The sequence below is a fragment of the uncultured Thiodictyon sp. genome (assembly GCA_903837595.1).
Taxonomy (GTDB): domain Bacteria; phylum Pseudomonadota; class Gammaproteobacteria; order Chromatiales; family Chromatiaceae; genus Thiodictyon.
The window spans coordinates 28,975-45,014 of sequence record CAILVI010000099.1; the positions used below are offsets into that span (position 1 = coordinate 28,975).

General features: G+C 64.3%; 10 protein-coding genes and 2 pseudogenes. 7 read left to right on the plus strand and 5 right to left on the minus strand.

Annotated elements, in window-relative coordinates; translation table 11 throughout:
- Window positions 1–36: 36 nt before the first annotated feature.
- Window positions 37–3,522 carry a carboxypeptidase-like regulatory domain-containing protein gene (locus tag QZY44_RS05560; protein WP_295443391.1) on the minus strand — a complete coding sequence of 1,162 codons (3,486 nt, stop codon included), beginning with the start codon at window positions 3,520–3,522 and terminating at the stop codon, window positions 37–39.
- On the minus strand, window positions 3,480–5,927 hold the full coding sequence (locus QZY44_RS05565; RefSeq protein WP_295443394.1) for a LamG domain-containing protein: 2,448 nt from the start codon (window positions 5,925–5,927) through the stop codon (window positions 3,480–3,482). Before QZY44_RS05565 ends, QZY44_RS05560 begins: the two co-directional genes overlap by 43 nt.
- 490 nt (window positions 5,928–6,417) lie before the next feature.
- Between QZY44_RS05565 and QZY44_RS05570 the strand changes: the two genes are divergently transcribed.
- Entirely contained in the window at window positions 6,418–7,458 is a 1,041-nt protein-coding gene (locus QZY44_RS05570; RefSeq protein WP_295443399.1) for an ABC transporter substrate-binding protein, read from the plus strand.
- A complete protein-coding gene (locus tag QZY44_RS05575) occupies window positions 7,455–9,845 on the plus strand; it encodes a SpoIIE family protein phosphatase (RefSeq protein WP_295443402.1) in 2,391 nt (796 codons plus the stop codon). The genes QZY44_RS05570 and QZY44_RS05575 overlap by 4 nt, the downstream gene beginning before the upstream one ends.
- A 188-nt stretch (window positions 9,846–10,033) precedes the next feature.
- On the opposite strand, the gene aceA is transcribed toward QZY44_RS05575, so the two are convergent.
- The gene (gene aceA / locus QZY44_RS05580) at window positions 10,034–11,341 is read right to left on the minus strand and encodes an isocitrate lyase (protein WP_295443404.1); all 1,308 of its coding nucleotides are present in this window, start codon (window positions 11,339–11,341) and stop codon (window positions 10,034–10,036) included.
- Between the two features lie 304 nt (window positions 11,342–11,645).
- Here aceA and pdxH point away from each other — a divergent pair, with 304 nt between their 5' ends.
- Both pdxH and QZY44_RS05590 read left to right on the plus strand, forming a co-directional pair.
- Complete coding sequence (pdxH, locus tag QZY44_RS05585; RefSeq protein ID WP_295443407.1) at window positions 11,646–12,290, plus strand: pyridoxamine 5'-phosphate oxidase; 645 nt, start codon at window positions 11,646–11,648, stop codon at window positions 12,288–12,290.
- A 1-nt stretch (window position 12,291) separates the two neighbouring features.
- Entirely contained in the window at window positions 12,292–12,645 is a 354-nt protein-coding gene (locus QZY44_RS05590) for a hypothetical protein (protein WP_295443410.1), read from the plus strand.
- Between the two features lie 167 nt (window positions 12,646–12,812).
- Here QZY44_RS05590 and QZY44_RS35630 read toward each other — a convergent pair.
- Both QZY44_RS35630 and QZY44_RS35635 read right to left on the minus strand, forming a co-directional pair.
- A pseudogene (locus QZY44_RS35630) lies at window positions 12,813–12,947 on the minus strand (DUF1778 domain-containing protein); the annotation flags it as partial.
- 56 nt (window positions 12,948–13,003) lie between these two features.
- Window positions 13,004–13,081 (minus strand): annotated as a pseudogene (locus QZY44_RS35635) (hypothetical protein); the annotation flags it as partial.
- A 237-nt stretch (window positions 13,082–13,318) separates the two neighbouring features.
- On the opposite strand from QZY44_RS35635, the gene QZY44_RS05600 reads away from it, so the two are divergent.
- The 3 genes from QZY44_RS05600 (at window position 13,319) to pbpC (ending at window position 15,965) form a co-directional block, all read left to right on the plus strand.
- Entirely contained in the window at window positions 13,319–13,537 is a 219-nt protein-coding gene (locus tag QZY44_RS05600) for a DUF433 domain-containing protein (protein WP_295443415.1), read from the plus strand.
- A 95-nt stretch (window positions 13,538–13,632) separates the two neighbouring features.
- Complete coding sequence (locus QZY44_RS05605) at window positions 13,633–13,839, plus strand: hypothetical protein (protein ID WP_295443418.1); 207 nt, start codon at window positions 13,633–13,635, stop codon at window positions 13,837–13,839.
- Window positions 13,839–15,965 carry a penicillin-binding protein 1C gene (gene pbpC / locus QZY44_RS05610; protein WP_295443421.1) on the plus strand — a complete coding sequence of 709 codons (2,127 nt, stop codon included), beginning with the start codon at window positions 13,839–13,841 and terminating at the stop codon, window positions 15,963–15,965. The genes QZY44_RS05605 and pbpC overlap by 1 nt, the downstream gene beginning before the upstream one ends.
- Window positions 15,966–16,040 lie beyond the last annotated feature (75 nt).

The following is a 16,040-nucleotide window of genomic DNA, read 5'->3' on the forward strand; positions in this document are numbered from 1 at the left end:
CCGGTCGCATCACTGCCCCTGATTGGCGACGAAATATCACTCGGCACGGGAAAACAGTCTTCCCGCCACTTTGGCGGAGACGGTAAAGTCCACGCCGGGGATATCAGCGGCGGAGACGGAGACAGCTTTGGACGGGGGAGCGAAGGACGTGGCGGCCTTGGCCGGTCGGACGGTGTAGAGTCCGGGCTTGAGACCCGATATGGAGTGTGCACCCGTATCGTCCGTTGTGGATGATCCGACGACCGCTCCCTTGAGATTGGCGTTGATCGCAACGCCTTTCAGCGGGGTTCCGTCGTCCACGCGCACGCGGCCGCGGATGCCGTAGACGCCATAGTCGCTGGAGAAGCAGAGATCGCCGACGTCGGAGGCGACGACCTGCACAGGGAGGTCCGCGGGGCTGAACGAAAAGCCCGGCTTTTCCGGGGTGAGGCCGTATAAACCAGGCAAGACGGCTGGGATATGGAAGCTACCGTCGGCCCCGCACGCGGCCTCCCCCGCACTGAGGCCGCTGCCGTCGCGTAGCGTGACGACCACGCCCTCGGCGCCGTTGCCCGTGATGACTCCCCGGACAGCGAAGGTGGCTAGAGGCGAGCCGGTGAAATCAATCCCCGAGGCGGCTTGCGCCTGCGTCGTGACCACTAGGTTCCTGGACGCCGGCGAGAACCCAAAGCCAACCTTGGTTGGCACGATGGTGTAAGCGCCTGGAGCCAAGAGGTCGAAACAATACTTGCCCTCCGTTCCCACCGCGGCGGAAAGGGCTTCTCCGGCGCCGTCCCGGGAAAGAGAGACCGTTGCACCGGTAACGCCTGAAACGGTGCCCGCGATGGAGCATGGGGTGTCGATCGCCCGGAAGTCAGGGATCGTGGTCGTCATCGGCAATTGCCCCCTCAGAAGCTCGAAACGGCGACTGCCGGGTACAAAGGTGACCCCCGCCATGGACGGTGTGGCGGTATAGACGCCGGGCTTGAGATTGGCGAAGGCGAATGTGCCGTCACTCAGCGACCGTGTGGACAAGGACGCGGCGCCGGACAACGCGACGGACACGCAAGGCTGGCTGGCCTTGCCGGAGGCGTCGAAGGCAATGGCGCCGACCGCGCCATAGGCCGCGTAGTTTGCCTGGATCGCCTTGTAGCCGTTGGGGAAAGTGGACGCGTTCAGGGTGATGGCCGGCTTGTCGCAGAGGAGGTTCCCCTCTGGGCTGGTCCATCCGGCAAAGGGGGCGCCTGTGTAGGACACCGGCGCCGTCACTGTGACGGCGCCGCCTTCGAAAACGCGGCGGAAGGCGCCCTGACCGTCCCGGCGTTCAAACGTGTCGGCCACGCTGAGGAGGTAGTCCGGCGTGAGGTCTCCGGCGGTGGAGACATCGAGGATCTTGAGCCCGGACGGGACCGGGTTGTACTCGTAGTCCAACTTAACGATCAGTTTCCTCAGGAGGATATGGGCGTCCCTGCCGCCGGCGTTCATGCTGCCTTTCTTGATGTTGATGACAGCATCGGCGGCGGGGTAGCAGTAGAGGTCCAAATCGCCGCTCTTACTGATGAGCGCTCCAAGCAGTGAGGCTTGGGAGGACGCGGGCCCCGTAATGGGGTTAGGGGTCTGCAGCTTGGCGTCGCATTTGAGTACCCATTTGAGCGGAGTCGCGGTGGAATCCTGGTAGTGTACGAACGCGAAGGGCTTGCCCTTGAGTTGGAGTCTCGACTCGCCCGAGTGGATGAATTCGAATTCCGTGTTACAAACGGCAAGCCCTTGCGGATCGACCGCGTTTCCCGCGGAGTCGAGCACGGAAAACAGCATGGCATCGACGGTGATGCCGGCGGCGCCGCCCGTCACGAACTTGAAGCGGAGATTCTCCTTGTCGTTGGGGAAGAGTCCCACCTTGGCGAAATTGATGGGGATGGACTCTCCGGGCGCCAAGGTGTTGATGGCGTCGAGCAGCGACTGGGAGAATTCAAAGCCGACGCTGGTGTCGAATTTCGGGGCGTTCTTCTGGCGTTCGATGAGGATGCTTTGGGCGACCGTGGAGAGCTGCTCCTGGTAGACGAGCTTGAGGGCGTTGAACTGGGCGGGGGAAAGCGCAAGGGAGGTCGAAGGTTTGGCGGCGTCAGCAATCTCTCTGAACTGGTCAAAGAGCTTGGTGAGGTCGAGTTGCCCGGGATATTGCTGAAGGAGGCGATATTCGTAGGCCTTGCTCAGGTAATAGTGGTACAGCAGGAGGCGTTCTCTGGCGCGGTTGTCCATCTCCCTCAGATAAGCAAGGGTCCTGAGGTCGATCACCAATGGCTTAACGGAGAGCGCCCGATCCATATCGGTAATGGCGGCGATCGTGGCGGCGATGTCGCTGGGTATTGTCTCGATGTCGCTTAAGGCATTGAGAAGCTTGGTGGCGATGTCGCCGCGGGCCGTGATGAGTTTCTCAACCTCTGCCTTGATGTTTTTGAACTCTTCGTTGTCAACGTGGAGTCTGTCGAGCTCCTGTTGGACCTCCGGCATGGAGGCGGTATTCGCGCTGAAGGTGTCGTGAATCTCGGTCATGATCTCACTGACGCCCTTGAGACCGCCGGAGATAAATTCACTAACATCTTCGAGTTTTTCGAACCCCTCGGAGTCTTTTTCGTGCTTCTCATAACGTTTCTTGAACTTCTTTCCCCACTCGCGCATCTTCCGTTCCATTTTTGCTTTCGAGCTCTTGTGCTTGGCCTGTGAGCTCTCGTCCTTGGCTATGTCGGCCAACTTCTCGAAGGCATCGCTTGAGGCGTCCAATCCCATGCCGATGATCTTGTTCCAGTCCTGGGGTGCACTGCCCCCCTTGATGGTATCGATCATTCTTCCGGTCGCTTTGAGCGCACCGCCGATGGGCCCGCAATAGGGGATGACGCAGGCGATGGTGCCGAGGCTCTTGAGTGTGCAGGAGGTAATCTTTTTCCAAAGAGGATTGACGGCCTCGTCTGCCTGTCTGAGGAGCTTCTCATCGAGCTCCCTGAGCTTCTCCTGCTGCGTCATGATGTTCTTGGCGTTATCGGCCGCGAGCGGCTGCTGGGCTTGAAAATCAGCATCGGCCTTCGTGTAGCGCCCTATCAGCTCGACGACCAACGCCGCCGCATTCTTGCGCGCGAGGGTCATGGCCTCGCGGCGGCGCACGATATCCCTGGCCGAATTGCCCATCCAGTCGTTGAGGTAGAGGGTATTGATGGCAAACTCGATCTCCTGCTCAAAGGCGGCGTAGGCGACTTCGAAGGAGAGCAGGGGTGTCCAACCGGGACTGTTGCCGAAGTAGTCGTTGCCGGCGAGGGCGCGGTTGACCATGAGGCGGATCGCCGCGCGGGCGGCCCCGATGTCGATGCGCGCCTCATTGGAAAGCGCGGCAAAGGTGGGCGTGTCGGAGTAGGCCGAAAGGACTTCAAGCCAGTAGGACATCTCGGCGTAGACGTCGAGCCCATGTCCGGCCAGCGAGGCATCCTTGAAGAAGGCGGCGGCCTGCATCACGGCAGCCGGATGTACCCAGGAAAAGGGGCTTTCGTCCAAGGCCTGGTAGGTGCCGGGGATGCCGCTGTGGGACCGTGGCGCTGCGGCGTCGGTGCCGTCTTTCGTCTCTGCGTCGCATCACAGATCTCGGGCTGCCATCCTGAGGCGACCAGGCGTATTGCGGGGTTTGGTGTCCCGGCCTTTCCGCCGACACATGGTGGCGCATCGGTGCCATGGACGCCCCGCCCGGCCCTGATGAGCGCGCAGATATCCACGGAGCTGGAAACGCGGCCACCGTCGCCGGACTTGCCTTGAGCGACGGCATTCACACCATCTGTGGGCTTCCACCCGTTGCGTTTGTCCCAGGAAACGTCTTGGCGTTCGGGTCTTGGTTCCCCGCACACAAACCATCCGAAATCAAAGGGGGGTACCCAATCGTAAAAGGCGACTAATGTCCAATGCTCCAGGTCTTCTTCGGTCCTCATATATTTCTTTATGATCGGCCCAACGTTCTTTTCACACTCTTTCCAATTGGCGCGCTCTTTGACCGGCGTAATGCAAAGTCCATCCGGGCCATTGGCCCCCAATCCGCCGGGTTGCCCGGCGCCGCCGTCTGTGACGAAGCGGGCAACTCCGGTCGCGGTCGAAAGGACCGCCTGAACGCGAAGGGTAATGTCCCCGCCCCTGAGACCGTCTTTCCCGGGCGTGGCGGGTGTGGGCTTCTCATTGTTTTTTCCGGTGACGGCGTCCTGCGCGATCGTCAGTTGGGCCGGCGCGGCCCTGATGCTCAGCGCTTTGGGCGTGAGATCAAACCTGGCTTGCTCCGAACCGCAGTCCTCGAAGCGTAGCTCGCGCGTCCAGATGTTGAGGTTGGTCTGCGGCAAGCGCAATGCGTTGCGGACAATGACGACATCGGCCATGATGTTCATTTCGCGGATGTTGAGGTTCGTCGCCACGCCGTCGCTGTTATAGGCGTTGTAAATGCCGTTGGGGTGGTCTTTGGCGATGACCACTGTCTTGCCCGAGATATCGACCTTGACCCGTGTGGCGACAGCGTAATTTTGCGCCTCCTCCTGAAGGTCCTCGGTGCGGACGACTGAGACATAGTCGGTCGATGCCGGGTCGGGCAACGGCCTCTCATAGGTAAAGAACGCGGCCTCTGGGGTGGGTGCGAGCAGCGGCGTGAAGCATAGCGTCTGGCTGTCGGATGCGTCGCCCCGGGACGCCGTGATCGTGAGGTTGAACAGGGTCTTGTCCAGGGGGGACGGCGTATAGCGGAAAAGGCTGTCGGTGATGCCAAGACTGCCTTGGATGGGCCTGTCGGGTGTGACCGTGAAGACGGCGCCGGTATCGAACGTGGCGGAGTGGACGATGAACTCGACGATTGCGCCTCCGGGGCGGTATGACTGCGGCGGTATTGCCCCGATCCACACGGTGGCGTCTTCGAGCAGGCGCAGCGCGGGTGTCACCGTCTGCGCGCCGATGACAGCGACGGTCATTGGCGGCCAGGAGGGGCGCCAGCCGCGCGGGCATTGGACTTGGATGGTGTAAGACCCGTCGGAGACATCATTCCAGCTTTCTTCGGAACTCTTCCACGCCATGCCGTCCAGGCTCCATTTGGCGCCGGCCGCGGCGGCCTCCTTCGGGAGTATGGTGGCCTGGACGCAGCCCTTGGGCGTCGGCGGGTGGTAGAATCCGAAAGGCCTCTGAGTACGCCACTGGGGGCCTTGTCCTAATTGGTCGCCGTGGCGCAGTTCGCACGCCCTCTGCGGTTTCAAGCAGTTGGTGATGGCGCCCTTGCCCTCATTGAGCTTGCAGTAAAGCAGCAGCGGCTGGGACTCCGGGTTGGGTATTTCGCAGTACATGTAGTCGAGGATCTGCCCGCGCGTGCGCACGCCGTCCCAGATGCGCAGCTCGCTGATCATCCCTTTAAATGGCTGGAACCCGGTGGTATATATCGTTGAGCCGGCAGCCAAGGTGTTGCCGATGCTGGGTGCGCCGAAATCTATAAGCGGCATATGGCCGCCGCCCTGAGGGACCCCGTCCCGGTAGAATTCTACTAATTTGACGGGAATGTCTCGTTTTTGACAGGTGATGGCCCAGTAGTGCCAGTCACGATCATGCGGTGTCCGGCACCCTAATAAGCGCTCGCGGCCGAACGTGACGAAGAAGCCGTTTTCCTCGTTGAACCCGGCTTGGAATAGCCACTGCACTGATTCAGATACTCCGCCGTCTCCCTCTTGGAGCGCGGTGAGAATCCGGTCTTTCCGGTTGGGTTCGGCGCGCTTGGCCCAGAACTCGATAGTGAAGTCTCGGCCCTGCCATCCGGGATCGAACAGCTTCACGCCGTCGTCTATGCCATTAAACTCCAGGCAGTAATGGCCGGACTCGGTTGGCATGTCTTCAGCGGTTATGATCTGGGCGGCCGGTGAAGTGGATGTCAGGGTGGGGTTGCGCGTCGTCATTGTTTCATCTCTGTTGAAAGTGAATGGATCAATGATGCTGACCGGTCAGGCGCTGCTTCCAATACTTCGTGATAATAGGCCGCTTGCCTCCCGCGCAGTTCAACCGCCGTCCGTGAGCTGCTGATAGGGTTTGGCCTGCTCGTTCATCGCGCTCTGTGGTGGCGGATGATGCCTCCCCAGATCACCCGCGACAGTCCGGGCGCGGCGCGGGCGCCGGACTGGACGTGGCACCCCACGCCCGCGAGACCGGCCCGGTAGACGCGGACGCCAAGATTCTAGCGCACAAGGCATCCTCCCGAAAGGACGATCAGGGTCAGTCGTCTTGTAGCCCACCTCGTTCGTCGAATACAATCAGGCCGGCAGGCAGAGCGGGCCCGGGTTTCGCGGCATTGAGCAGACACGATGAGCAAGACAAGCAAGAAACCCGCCAACCTGGCCTATGATGTTTGAGAGGGGTGGTGTTCCGCTGGCCGCTGCTTGGCGGCACCGAGTGTCACTCAGCGCTATCCTTGCCGTTGTGCTCCTGGTTGCCGTGCGCTCGGCAATTGCGCAAGCCTTCGCACCGGCCGCGTCCCCGCCGGCCCTGCCGGCATCCGGCGCCCCGGCAGCCGTCGTCCGCCTGGCCTTGCAGTGGCAGCCGCAGAGTCAATTCGCCGGCTTTTACCTGGCGCGCGATAAGGGGCTGTATCGGGCGGCTGGACTGGACCTGCGGTTGCTCCATGCGAGCGTCGCGCAGTCGTCGCTTGACTTGCTGCGCACGGGCTCGGCAGACCTCGCCACGCTCTTTCTGACCGACGCGATCATTGCGGCGCGGCCACCGGCGGACGGGGCAGGGCGGTCCGAAATCGTTCAGGTGATGCAACTGGTTCAGCGCTCCAACCTTATGCTTCTGGGCTGGAAGGAGACGGGCGTTAGTCAGGCCGCTGACCTTGACGGCAAGCGGGTCAGCTATTGGCAGGGGGGCTTCTCCTCGGCATTCCAGGCATTCTTTGCCGCCAACGCCGTCAGGCCCGAGCCCGTCCCCCAGTACGCCTCGGTCAATCTCTTCCTGAACCATGGCGTGGCCGCTTGCGCGGCCATGGAATACAACGAGTACCACCGGATCTGGCAGGCCGGAATTGACAGTGAGCGCATCACCGTCTTCCGCATGCGCGACTACGGGCTTGGCTTTCCGGAGGACGGGCTCTATACGACGCTGGCCTGGGCCAGTCGCAACCCGGAAGGGGTGCGCGCCGTGCGCGCTGCCACCCTGGCCGGCTGGGACTATGCCCGCGCCCATCCGGAGGAGGCGCTCGACGCGGTCCTGGCCGAGGCCCGCCGGGCCGGACTGGCCGCCAATCGACCCCACGAGCGTTGGATGCTCAGCCATATCCTCGATTCCATCTTTGTCCCCGGGACGGCGCCCACGGCGATGGGCCGCCTCGACCGGAACACATTCGCGAGCGCCGTGCTGGCGCTGCGTTCGGCCGGGTTGCTTGACCAGGCGCCCGAGTTCGCGGACTTTGCCCCATTTGAGGGGGAGGCGCCGTGAAGCAGCCACCGCGGCAGGGCGCACCCTGGCTCTTCGGGCACAGCATCCGGACGCGCTTGCTCCTGTGGACGATCGGTGTGACTGGGCTCATCCTGATCGCGGTCGTCACCTGGAATTACCTGACGACCCGTGACCAACTGCAAGCACAGGCGCGCGAGCGTGCGGCCTTCCTGGCGGAGGCATCGGCCGCCAAGATCGATGCCCGGCTGGGGCCTTTGCAGGGATTGGTTCACGGGATGGCGCTCACGCTGCAGGCGCAGGCGCTTGCGCTGCCGTTCGCGCAGGTGCGGGCGTTGCAGGACGCCGCGTTGCGCGACTATCCGGAGATTTATGGGACGGCCGTGGCCTTGCTGCCTGCGCTGAAGCCCGCCGCCTGGCCGGATGCCGCCCCCTATGCCTATCGCGACCAGGATGCGCTCGGCTACCAGAACCTTGATGAAGGCAACCGCAGCTATCTCGGTGAGGATTGGTTTGCCCTTGCCAAAGGTCTGGATCGGGGGGTGTGGAGCGAGCCCTATCGCTGGTCAACCGGCGTCAAGATGGTGACGTACTCGGTGCCGATCCGTGTCCAGGCGTCGACCGGAGCACTGTTCGCGGGCGTCGTCACCTGCGATATCGACCTTGAGTGGCTGGACCGCATGCTGGCGGACCTGCGACTGGGTGAGCTCGGGTATGGGCTACTGATGACCCACAACGGCACCTACATTGCCCACCCGGTGAAGGAGATCGTGCTCACCGAAAGCGTGTTCAGCATCGCTGAGGCGCGCGGCAGCGCGTCGTTGCGCCAGACCGGTCAGCGCATGGTGTCCGGTCGTCCAGGGCTCATTGACTGGGTGAGTTGGGCCAATGGCGAGCCGGCCTGGCTCGCCTGGCAGCCGCTCAAGACGGCCGACTGGACGATGGGGACCGTGATCTTCCAGGCGCAACTGCGCGCCGAGATCCTGCGGCTCAGTCGCAACGAGGCGCTGGTCGGCGCGGCCGGGCTGGTCCTGCTGGTGCTCGCGGTCTGGCTCGTTGCCCGCTCGATCACGCGCCCGGTGGGCGCATTGAGCGTGGCGGCGGCCACCCTGGCGGCGGGCGACCTCAACGCCGCGTTGCCGGCGCCGCGGGGCCGGGATGAGATTGCGCAACTCACTGCGGCCTTCGGGGCCATGCGCGACAGCCTGAACCGTTACATGGCCGATCTGGCGGAGACCACCGCCGCCCGTGAGCGCATCGGAGCCGAGCTGCGGATCGCCCACGAGATCCAGATGGACTTGGTGCCCAAGACCTTCCCTGTCATTCCCGCACGATCGGACATGGATCTCTTCGCGCTCATGGAGCCGGCCCGCGAGGTGGGTGGGGATTTCTATGATTTCTTCTTCCTGGATCACGACCGGCTGGTGGTGGCGATTGCGGACGTCTCCGGTAAGGGGATGCCGGCCGCACTCTTTATGGCCGTCACGCGCTCATTCTTCCGCTCGGCATTCAAGGCCGACGCCGATCCCGGGCGGGCCTTGGCGCGGGTGAGCGATGACCTGTCGGAGGGGAACGAGTCCTGCATGTTCGTGACCCTGTTCTGCGCGGTGATCCACCTCGCCGGGGGGCGCGTCGACTTCGCCAATGCGGGGCATAACGCCCCGCTGCTGGTGCGTGCGCACGGGCGGACGGAATGGATCGCGACCCCTCATGGGACGGCCGCGGCCATTGTGCCCGGCGCCCGGTATGAAAGCGGCCGGTTGACCTTGGCCGCGGGCGACACCCTGCTGCTGTATACGGACGGTGTGACGGAGGCCATGGACGGCGAGCACCGGCTGTACGGTGAAGAACGGCTGGCAGCGCTGATGCTTCGGTCCAGCGACTTGACCTGCCGGGAGTGTCTCAACGCCCTGGCTGGGGATCTCCTTGCCCATGCCGCCGGGGCGCAGCAGTCCGACGACATCACCATGCTCATGTTCAGGCGCCTGGCGATCAGGGCCGAGCACGCCTCCTGGGATGAGGATGCCTGTTTGCGGCTGGAGATTCCCAATCATCTGGAGGGATTGGCGAGCGCGCTCGAGCGGCTGGACGGATTCCTCGCGAGCGTCGAGGCGGCGCCAACACTGCCCTATGTCGCCCGACTGGTGCTCGAAGAACTGGTCACCAACATCATCAAGTACGGCTATCCCGACGCAGGCGTGCATTGCATCCGCGTGGTCTTGCGGGTCGGACCGCCCGCCACCATGACGATCGAGGACGATGGGCAGGCGTTCAACCCGCTGCTGGACGCACCGACGCCCGATCTGGAGGCCGTGACCGAAGCCCGTGCCATTGGGGGCCTGGGCCTGCACATGGTGAAGACCATGGCCGGGTCCCTGGCCTACCGGCGCGAGGGTGGAGTCAATCGACTCGATATCGTGTTGGGATAAGACTGCGGTCGCTATCTTACTGTATTACTTGGCGCGCTTGGCGCCTTGGCGCCTTGGCGTGAGATCGTCGGGCTAAACTGCTGCCAAGATCAACCGCCGTCGGGAGTGCGGGGAGCGGGAGTGCGGGGAGCGGGGGAGAGTGGTGCGGATACGGCCATCCCTGGCCGTTTACGATCAGCCGTCAGCGATCAGTGGAACTGCTCTTCTTCGGTCGACCCGGTCAGGGCGGTGACGGAGGAGTGGCCGCCCTGGATGACGGTGGTTACGTCGTCGAAGTAGCCGACACCGACTTCCTGCTGGTGGGAGACGAAGGTGTAGCCGCGCTCGCGGGCAACGAACTCGCGCTCCTGGACTTTTTCCACATAGTGCTTCATGCCCTGGCCGCGGGCATAGTCGTAGGCCAGGTCGAACATGTTGTACCACATGTTGTGGATGCCGGCCAGGGTGATGAACTGGTACTTGTAGCCCAGATCGGCCAGGCCGTCCTGGAAGCTGGCGATGGCCTTGTCGTCCAGGTTCTTCTTCCAGTTGAAGGAGGGCGAGCAGTTGTAGGCCAGCAGCTTATTGGGGTTGGCCTTGAGCAGCTCATCGGCGAACTCCTTGGCGAAGCCCAGGTCCGGCGTTTCCGTCTCGCACCACACCAGGTCGGCATAGGGGGCGTAGGCCAGACCGCGGCTGATCGCCTGCTCGCCGCCGTTGCGCACCTTATAGAAGCCCTCGTCGGAGCGCTCGCCGGTGAGGAAGGGCTTGTCGTTGGGGTCGACATCGTTGGTCAGCAGGTTGGCCGCCTTGGCGTCGGTACGGGCCAGGATCAGGGTGGGGACACCCATGACGTCGGAGGCCAGGCGGGCGGCCTTGAGCTTCTCGATCGCCTCACGGGTGGGCACCAGGACCTTGCCGCCCATGTGGCCGCACTTCTTCACGGCGGCGAGCTGGTCCTCGAAGTGGACCCCGGCGGCACCGGCGACGATCATGTTCTTCATCAGCTCGAAGGCGTTGAGCACGCCGCCGAAGCCGGCCTCGGCGTCCGCCACGATGGGCAGGAAATAGTCGATGTAGTCCTTGTCACCGGGGCCCATGCCGCGCGACCACTGGATCTCGTCGGCGCGCTTGAAGGTGTTGTTGATGCGCCGGACCATGGTGGGCACCGAGTCATAGGCGTACAGCGACTGGTCCGGGTACATGGTCTCGGAGGTGTTGCCGTCGGCGGCCACCTGCCAGCCGGACAGATAGATGGCCTCGATCCCGGCCTTGGCCTGCTGCATCGCCTGACCGGCGGTGATGGCGCCCATGCAGTTGACATAGCCCTTCTTGGAGCCGCCGCGCACCAGCTCCCACAGGCGCTGCGCACCGCGCTGGGCCAGGGTGTACTCGGGCTGCACGCTGCCGCGCAGACGTACCACGTCGGCGGCCGAGTAGCCGCGCTTAACGTCGGTCCAGCGGGGGTTTTCTGCCCAGTCGGTTTGCAGGGCCTTGATCTGTTCTTCGCGGGTCATGTGGTGAATCCCCTCAAGTGGTTGAAAATTTTCAGCTGTCTCCCCCCGCCCCGCCCTGGGAGGGTCCCGGCTGGAGATCAGCGCGAGCCCTTATGATTATTGACCGACAAAAAGTCTCGGTCTTAACCGAATCAAACTACCGGGCCGTGAACGATTTGACGAAGCAATTATACTAATGTCTTTCATTGGTCTTTCAGCGAGGCCTGGTGCCGCCTGCTGCCCAGCGCAAGTATCGTGGCGGGCCGGTCGCGCACCGCCCCCGCACGCGGCATACTCCCCGCACACCAGACACAGGACCCTCCAGATGAATGTGAACCCGGAAGCCTTCCGCACCGCCGCCATGGCCCACGGCCTGAGCGAGGAGGAACTGAACCCGGACCCCGTCCGCCAGTTCCAGTCCTGGTACGAGGACGCCATCGCCCAAGACCTGCCCGAGCCCAACTCCATGAGCCTGGCGACGGTCGACCCCGACGGTCAACCCTATCTGCGCACGGTGCTGCTCAAGCTCTACGACCGCCAGGGGTTCGTCTTCTTCACCAACTACGAGAGCCGCAAGTCGGCGCAGATCGGGACCAATCCGCGCGTTGCCTTGCTGTTTCCATGGGTTGGCCTGGCCCGTCAGGTCCAGATCGTCGGGACCGCGCGGCGCATTTCCACTGCCGAGTCTTTGGGGTATTTCGTCACCCGCCCGCGCGGCAGCCAGATCGGCGCCTGGGCCTCGCCCCAGAGTCAGGTGATTACCTCGCGCTCGCTCCTGGAGCAAAAGGTACAGGAGATGCAGCGGCACTTCGCCGACGGCGCCATCCCGCTCCCGGACTTCTGGGGCGGCTATCGGGTGGAGCCGACCGAGATCGAGTTCTGGCAGGGCCGCGACAGCCGTCTGCACGACCGCTTTCGCTATCGGCGCTCCGCGTTGGGGGAGTGGAGGGTGGAGCGGTTGGCGCCCTGAATTGCCTACGCAGCAAGCCCTTGTCGCCGAAACGGGGAGATGGCAAACACCCCGTCATTCCGGCCGGCGCGTAGCCACGCAGTTGGGAACCAACTCGAGTTTAGAACACCTTGTTCTATTCGGTTTTAATAGCGGCGGACTGAAGCTGGACCTGTCACTGCTCGCCGACATCAAGAAACTGCGTTTTCTTTCTATTAACCCTCTCGATATCGATGATCTGACGCCCTTGTATCGGTGTGAGCATCTCGATTATTTGGGCCTCACTAGCACGAAGCTTGCTGACGGACAGCTTGAAGCTTTACAGCGCGTCAGACCTGAACTCAAGGTCGACGTCAATGACTTAGCGCTGCCCTGATCACTCGCATCCTGAAGATGCCCATGTGTCGGCTTCGCGGGCCTCGGGGCGCAGAGCGCCCAACACCTGCGTGACACCGCTGGAGCGGTTTCACGAGAGGGGGGTAGGTTGGTTGGCGCGGTGCCCCGGGCGGGACGGGGCATTCGTCCGGTGCCCAAGTTTTCCATTCAGTGCCGTGCCATCAAGGCGCGGAGCGCCTCGTTGGGTTCTGATGGGTTCTCGCAGGTCGTGAGGAAGGCTTCAAAGGCGGCCTGGGACAGCACCAGATTGTCATTGTGGGCGACAATGCGTCGGGTGGCCTCATAGGCGTTTTCGGCATCAAGCCTGAGACGGTGGTTCCCATCGGCGTCGCGGCACGCTCGATGAGGGCCTTGGCCTCCGGGCTGGTGCGCAGGTTGATGCGGGTGGATTCGGTTGGCGCCGCGATGGTGGACATGGGCAAACCATAGGATAGACATCAGTATTGTACCTCATACTGACCCATCGGTTCCGCAGGAATGGTCTAGGAACATCTTACCAGCGAGGCGGGACATTCCCCCCGTCCCTACGGCTGATCAAAGGTTGCGACGCGGCGACTGTCGGGTTAGCCTGTCCAGGCGGGCGCTGCCTGGTCGGCGCCCTGCCAACATCTACCTCACCGTATCCGACTGTCTTGCGTCAATTGGAGGTGCCGATGGAAAACACCCTGATCACCCGTGATCCTGATGTCATGAGCGGAGCCCTGTGCTTCGCGGGGACGCGCGTTCCCGTGCAAAATCTCTTTGACGACCTCGAAGGCACCTCCTCGCTTGATGAGTTTCTTGTGGATTTTCGCTCCGTTAGTCGGCAGACGGCGATCGCGGTGTTGGAGGACGCCCGGGCACGGCTGTTCGTCAATGCGGCTGCTGCTTGACGAGTCGCTGCCCCGGCGCTTGCGGGGTTACCTGCCAAACCATTCGGTCAAGACGGTGCTTGAGATGGGCTGGGGCGGCATCAAGATATGGCCAATTGTTGGCGCTGGCGGCCGGGCAGTTCGATTGCTTTCTGACCGCTGACAAGAACCTTCGGTATCAGCAGAACCCGGCAACACTGCCGCTCTCGGTGGTGGTGCTCGACGCCCGGTCAAACGAACTTTCGCATCTTCTGCCATTGGTTCCACGGTTGGAGCAAGCGCTGATTAATCTGAGCCCGTGTAGCTTTGACAGGGTCGGCTAATGAATTTGCATTTATTTGCGTGTGTTCGCGGACTCGCCCCAAAGTCTGCCCGCCATCGCTTGGCCCGCTGGCTGCCGCTTGCGCTCTGTGGCCTGGCCGTGCTCGGCCTGGCTGCCTGGCTGGGTCTGACCGCCCTGGTGGACCACACCGCAGTGCCGAACCTTCAGGTCCCGACCTCCACCCTGGTCCTGGATCGGGACGGCCGCCTCCTGCGCCCCTTCACGGTGGACCGCGGGCGTTGGCGCCTGCCGCTGGACCTCGCCGCCGTGGACCCGCGCTTTATCAAGCTGTTGCTGGCGGTGGAGGACCGGCGCTTCTATAGCCATCACGGCGTAGACCCGCTGGCCCTGGTGCGCGCGGCGACTCAACTGGCAACGCGCGGGCTCATCGTCTCCGGCGGCTCCACCCTGACCATGCAGCTCGCCCGGCTGCTGGACGGCGGCGGGACCCGCTCGGCGGCCGGCAAGGTCCGGCAGGCGCTGGGCGCGCTGGCCCTGGAGCGCAACGCGGACAAGGCGCAGATCCTCGCCGCGTATCTCACCGTCGCCCCCTATGGCGGTAACCTGGAGGGGCTGCGCGCCGGCTCGCTCGCCTGGTTCGGCAAGGAGCCCAAGCACCTCACCACCGCGGAGGCGGCCTTTCTGGTTGCGCTGCCGCAGGCCCCGGAGGCACGGCGGCCCGATCGCGATCCGGCCGCCGCACGGCGGGCGCGCGACCGCGTGCTGGGGCGCGCCCTGGCACTGGGGCTGATCGACGCGCAGGCCGCCACCGCGGCGCGCCGCGAGCCGGTCCCGACCGCCCGGCGGCCCTTTCCCATGCTGGCCCCCCACCTGGGGACGCGCCTCGCCCTGGCCTTCCCCGGACGCTCCGTCCACCGCACCACCCTGGATACCGGTGTGCAGGGCCGTCTGGAGACCCTGGCGGCGGATCGGGCATCCGCCATCGACCCACGGGTCTCGGTCGCCGTGCTGGTGGCCGATCACGGCAACGGCGAGGTGCTCGCAACCGTGGGCTCGGCCGGGCTCTTCGACGGCGACCGCCAGGGCCATGTGGATATGACCCGGGCGCTGCGCTCCCCCGGGTCGACGCTCAAGCCGCTGATCTACGGCCTGGCATTCGAGTCCGGCATCGCCCACCCCGAGAGCCTGATCGAGGACCGGCCGACCGCCTTCGCCGGCTATGTGCCGGGCAATTTCGACCGCTCCTTCCAGGGCACGGTGACGGTGCGCCGGGCGCTCGCACTGTCGCTCAATGTCCCGGCGGTGCAACTCCTGGACGCGGTGGGGCCGGCGCGTCTGCTTGCCCGGATGCGTCGCGCCGGGGCCGCCCCGGTGCTGGCGGATGGCGCCCCGCCGGGGTTGGCCATCGGCTTGGGCGGCCTGGGGCTGAGTCTGTTCGACCTGGTGCGAATCTACGCCGCCATCGCCCGCGGCGGTGAATCACTGGACCTGCACGAGACCCTGGACGGCCCGGCGGTGGTCGGTCCAGGTCGCCGGGTGCTGGAAGAGCGCGCCGCCTGGTACCTGACCTCCATCCTCTCGGAGGTCCCGGCCCCCAATGATGCCGCCCCTCAGGGGATCAGCTACAAGACGGGGACATCTTATGGTTACCGCGACGCCTGGGCCATCGGCTACGACGGGCGCCGCGTGGTCGGGGTCTGGGTGGGACGGCCGGACGGCGCCCCGGTGCCCGGGCTCAAGGGGGTCGACATGGCCGTCCCCATCCTGCTCGATGCCTTTACCCGCCTGGGTCCCCGCAGTCCCTTGCCGAGCGCCCCGCCGGGTGCACTGATGGCGGCGACCAACGCCCTGCCACCGACGCTGCGACACGCCCGGGTGCGCGACGCCGGGGTCGGCGCCGCCCCGGCCGGCCCCGAGATCGCCTTTCCGCCCGATGGCGCCAGGCTTGATGTCGGTTTTGATCAGGCCGATCGGTCTGGCGCCACCCTGGCGCTGAAGGTCCGCAACGGCCATCCCCCCTTCACCTGGTTCGCCGACGGCCGGCCCATCGGCCAGGAACCCTTCGCCCGCACCATCGAGTGGCAGCCGGCCGGGCCGGGCTACGCGGCCATTTCGGTGGTCGACGGGCGCGGGCGTTCCAGTCGTGTGCGGGTCTATCTGCGTTAGCGGATCGTCGGATGCGCCGGCTGACTGCCCTGGCGATACACTGGGCATTCCTCTCACGATGACATCCGGCGGTGC

Excerpts from the sequence above, each read along its gene's own strand:
- QZY44_RS05565 (WP_295443394.1), bottom strand. The coding sequence starts at position 5,927 with ATGACGACGCGCAACCCCACCCTGACATCCACTTCACCGGCCGCCCAG.
- aceA (WP_295443404.1), bottom strand. The coding sequence starts at position 11,341 with ATGACCCGCGAAGAACAGATCAAGGCCCTGCAAACCGACTGGGCAGAA.
- pdxH (WP_295443407.1), top strand. The coding sequence starts at position 11,646 with ATGAATGTGAACCCGGAAGCCTTCCGCACCGCCGCCATGGCCCACGGC.
- QZY44_RS05600 (WP_295443415.1), top strand. The coding sequence starts at position 13,319 with ATGGAAAACACCCTGATCACCCGTGATCCTGATGTCATGAGCGGAGCC.
- pbpC (WP_295443421.1), top strand. The coding sequence starts at position 13,839 with ATGAATTTGCATTTATTTGCGTGTGTTCGCGGACTCGCCCCAAAGTCT.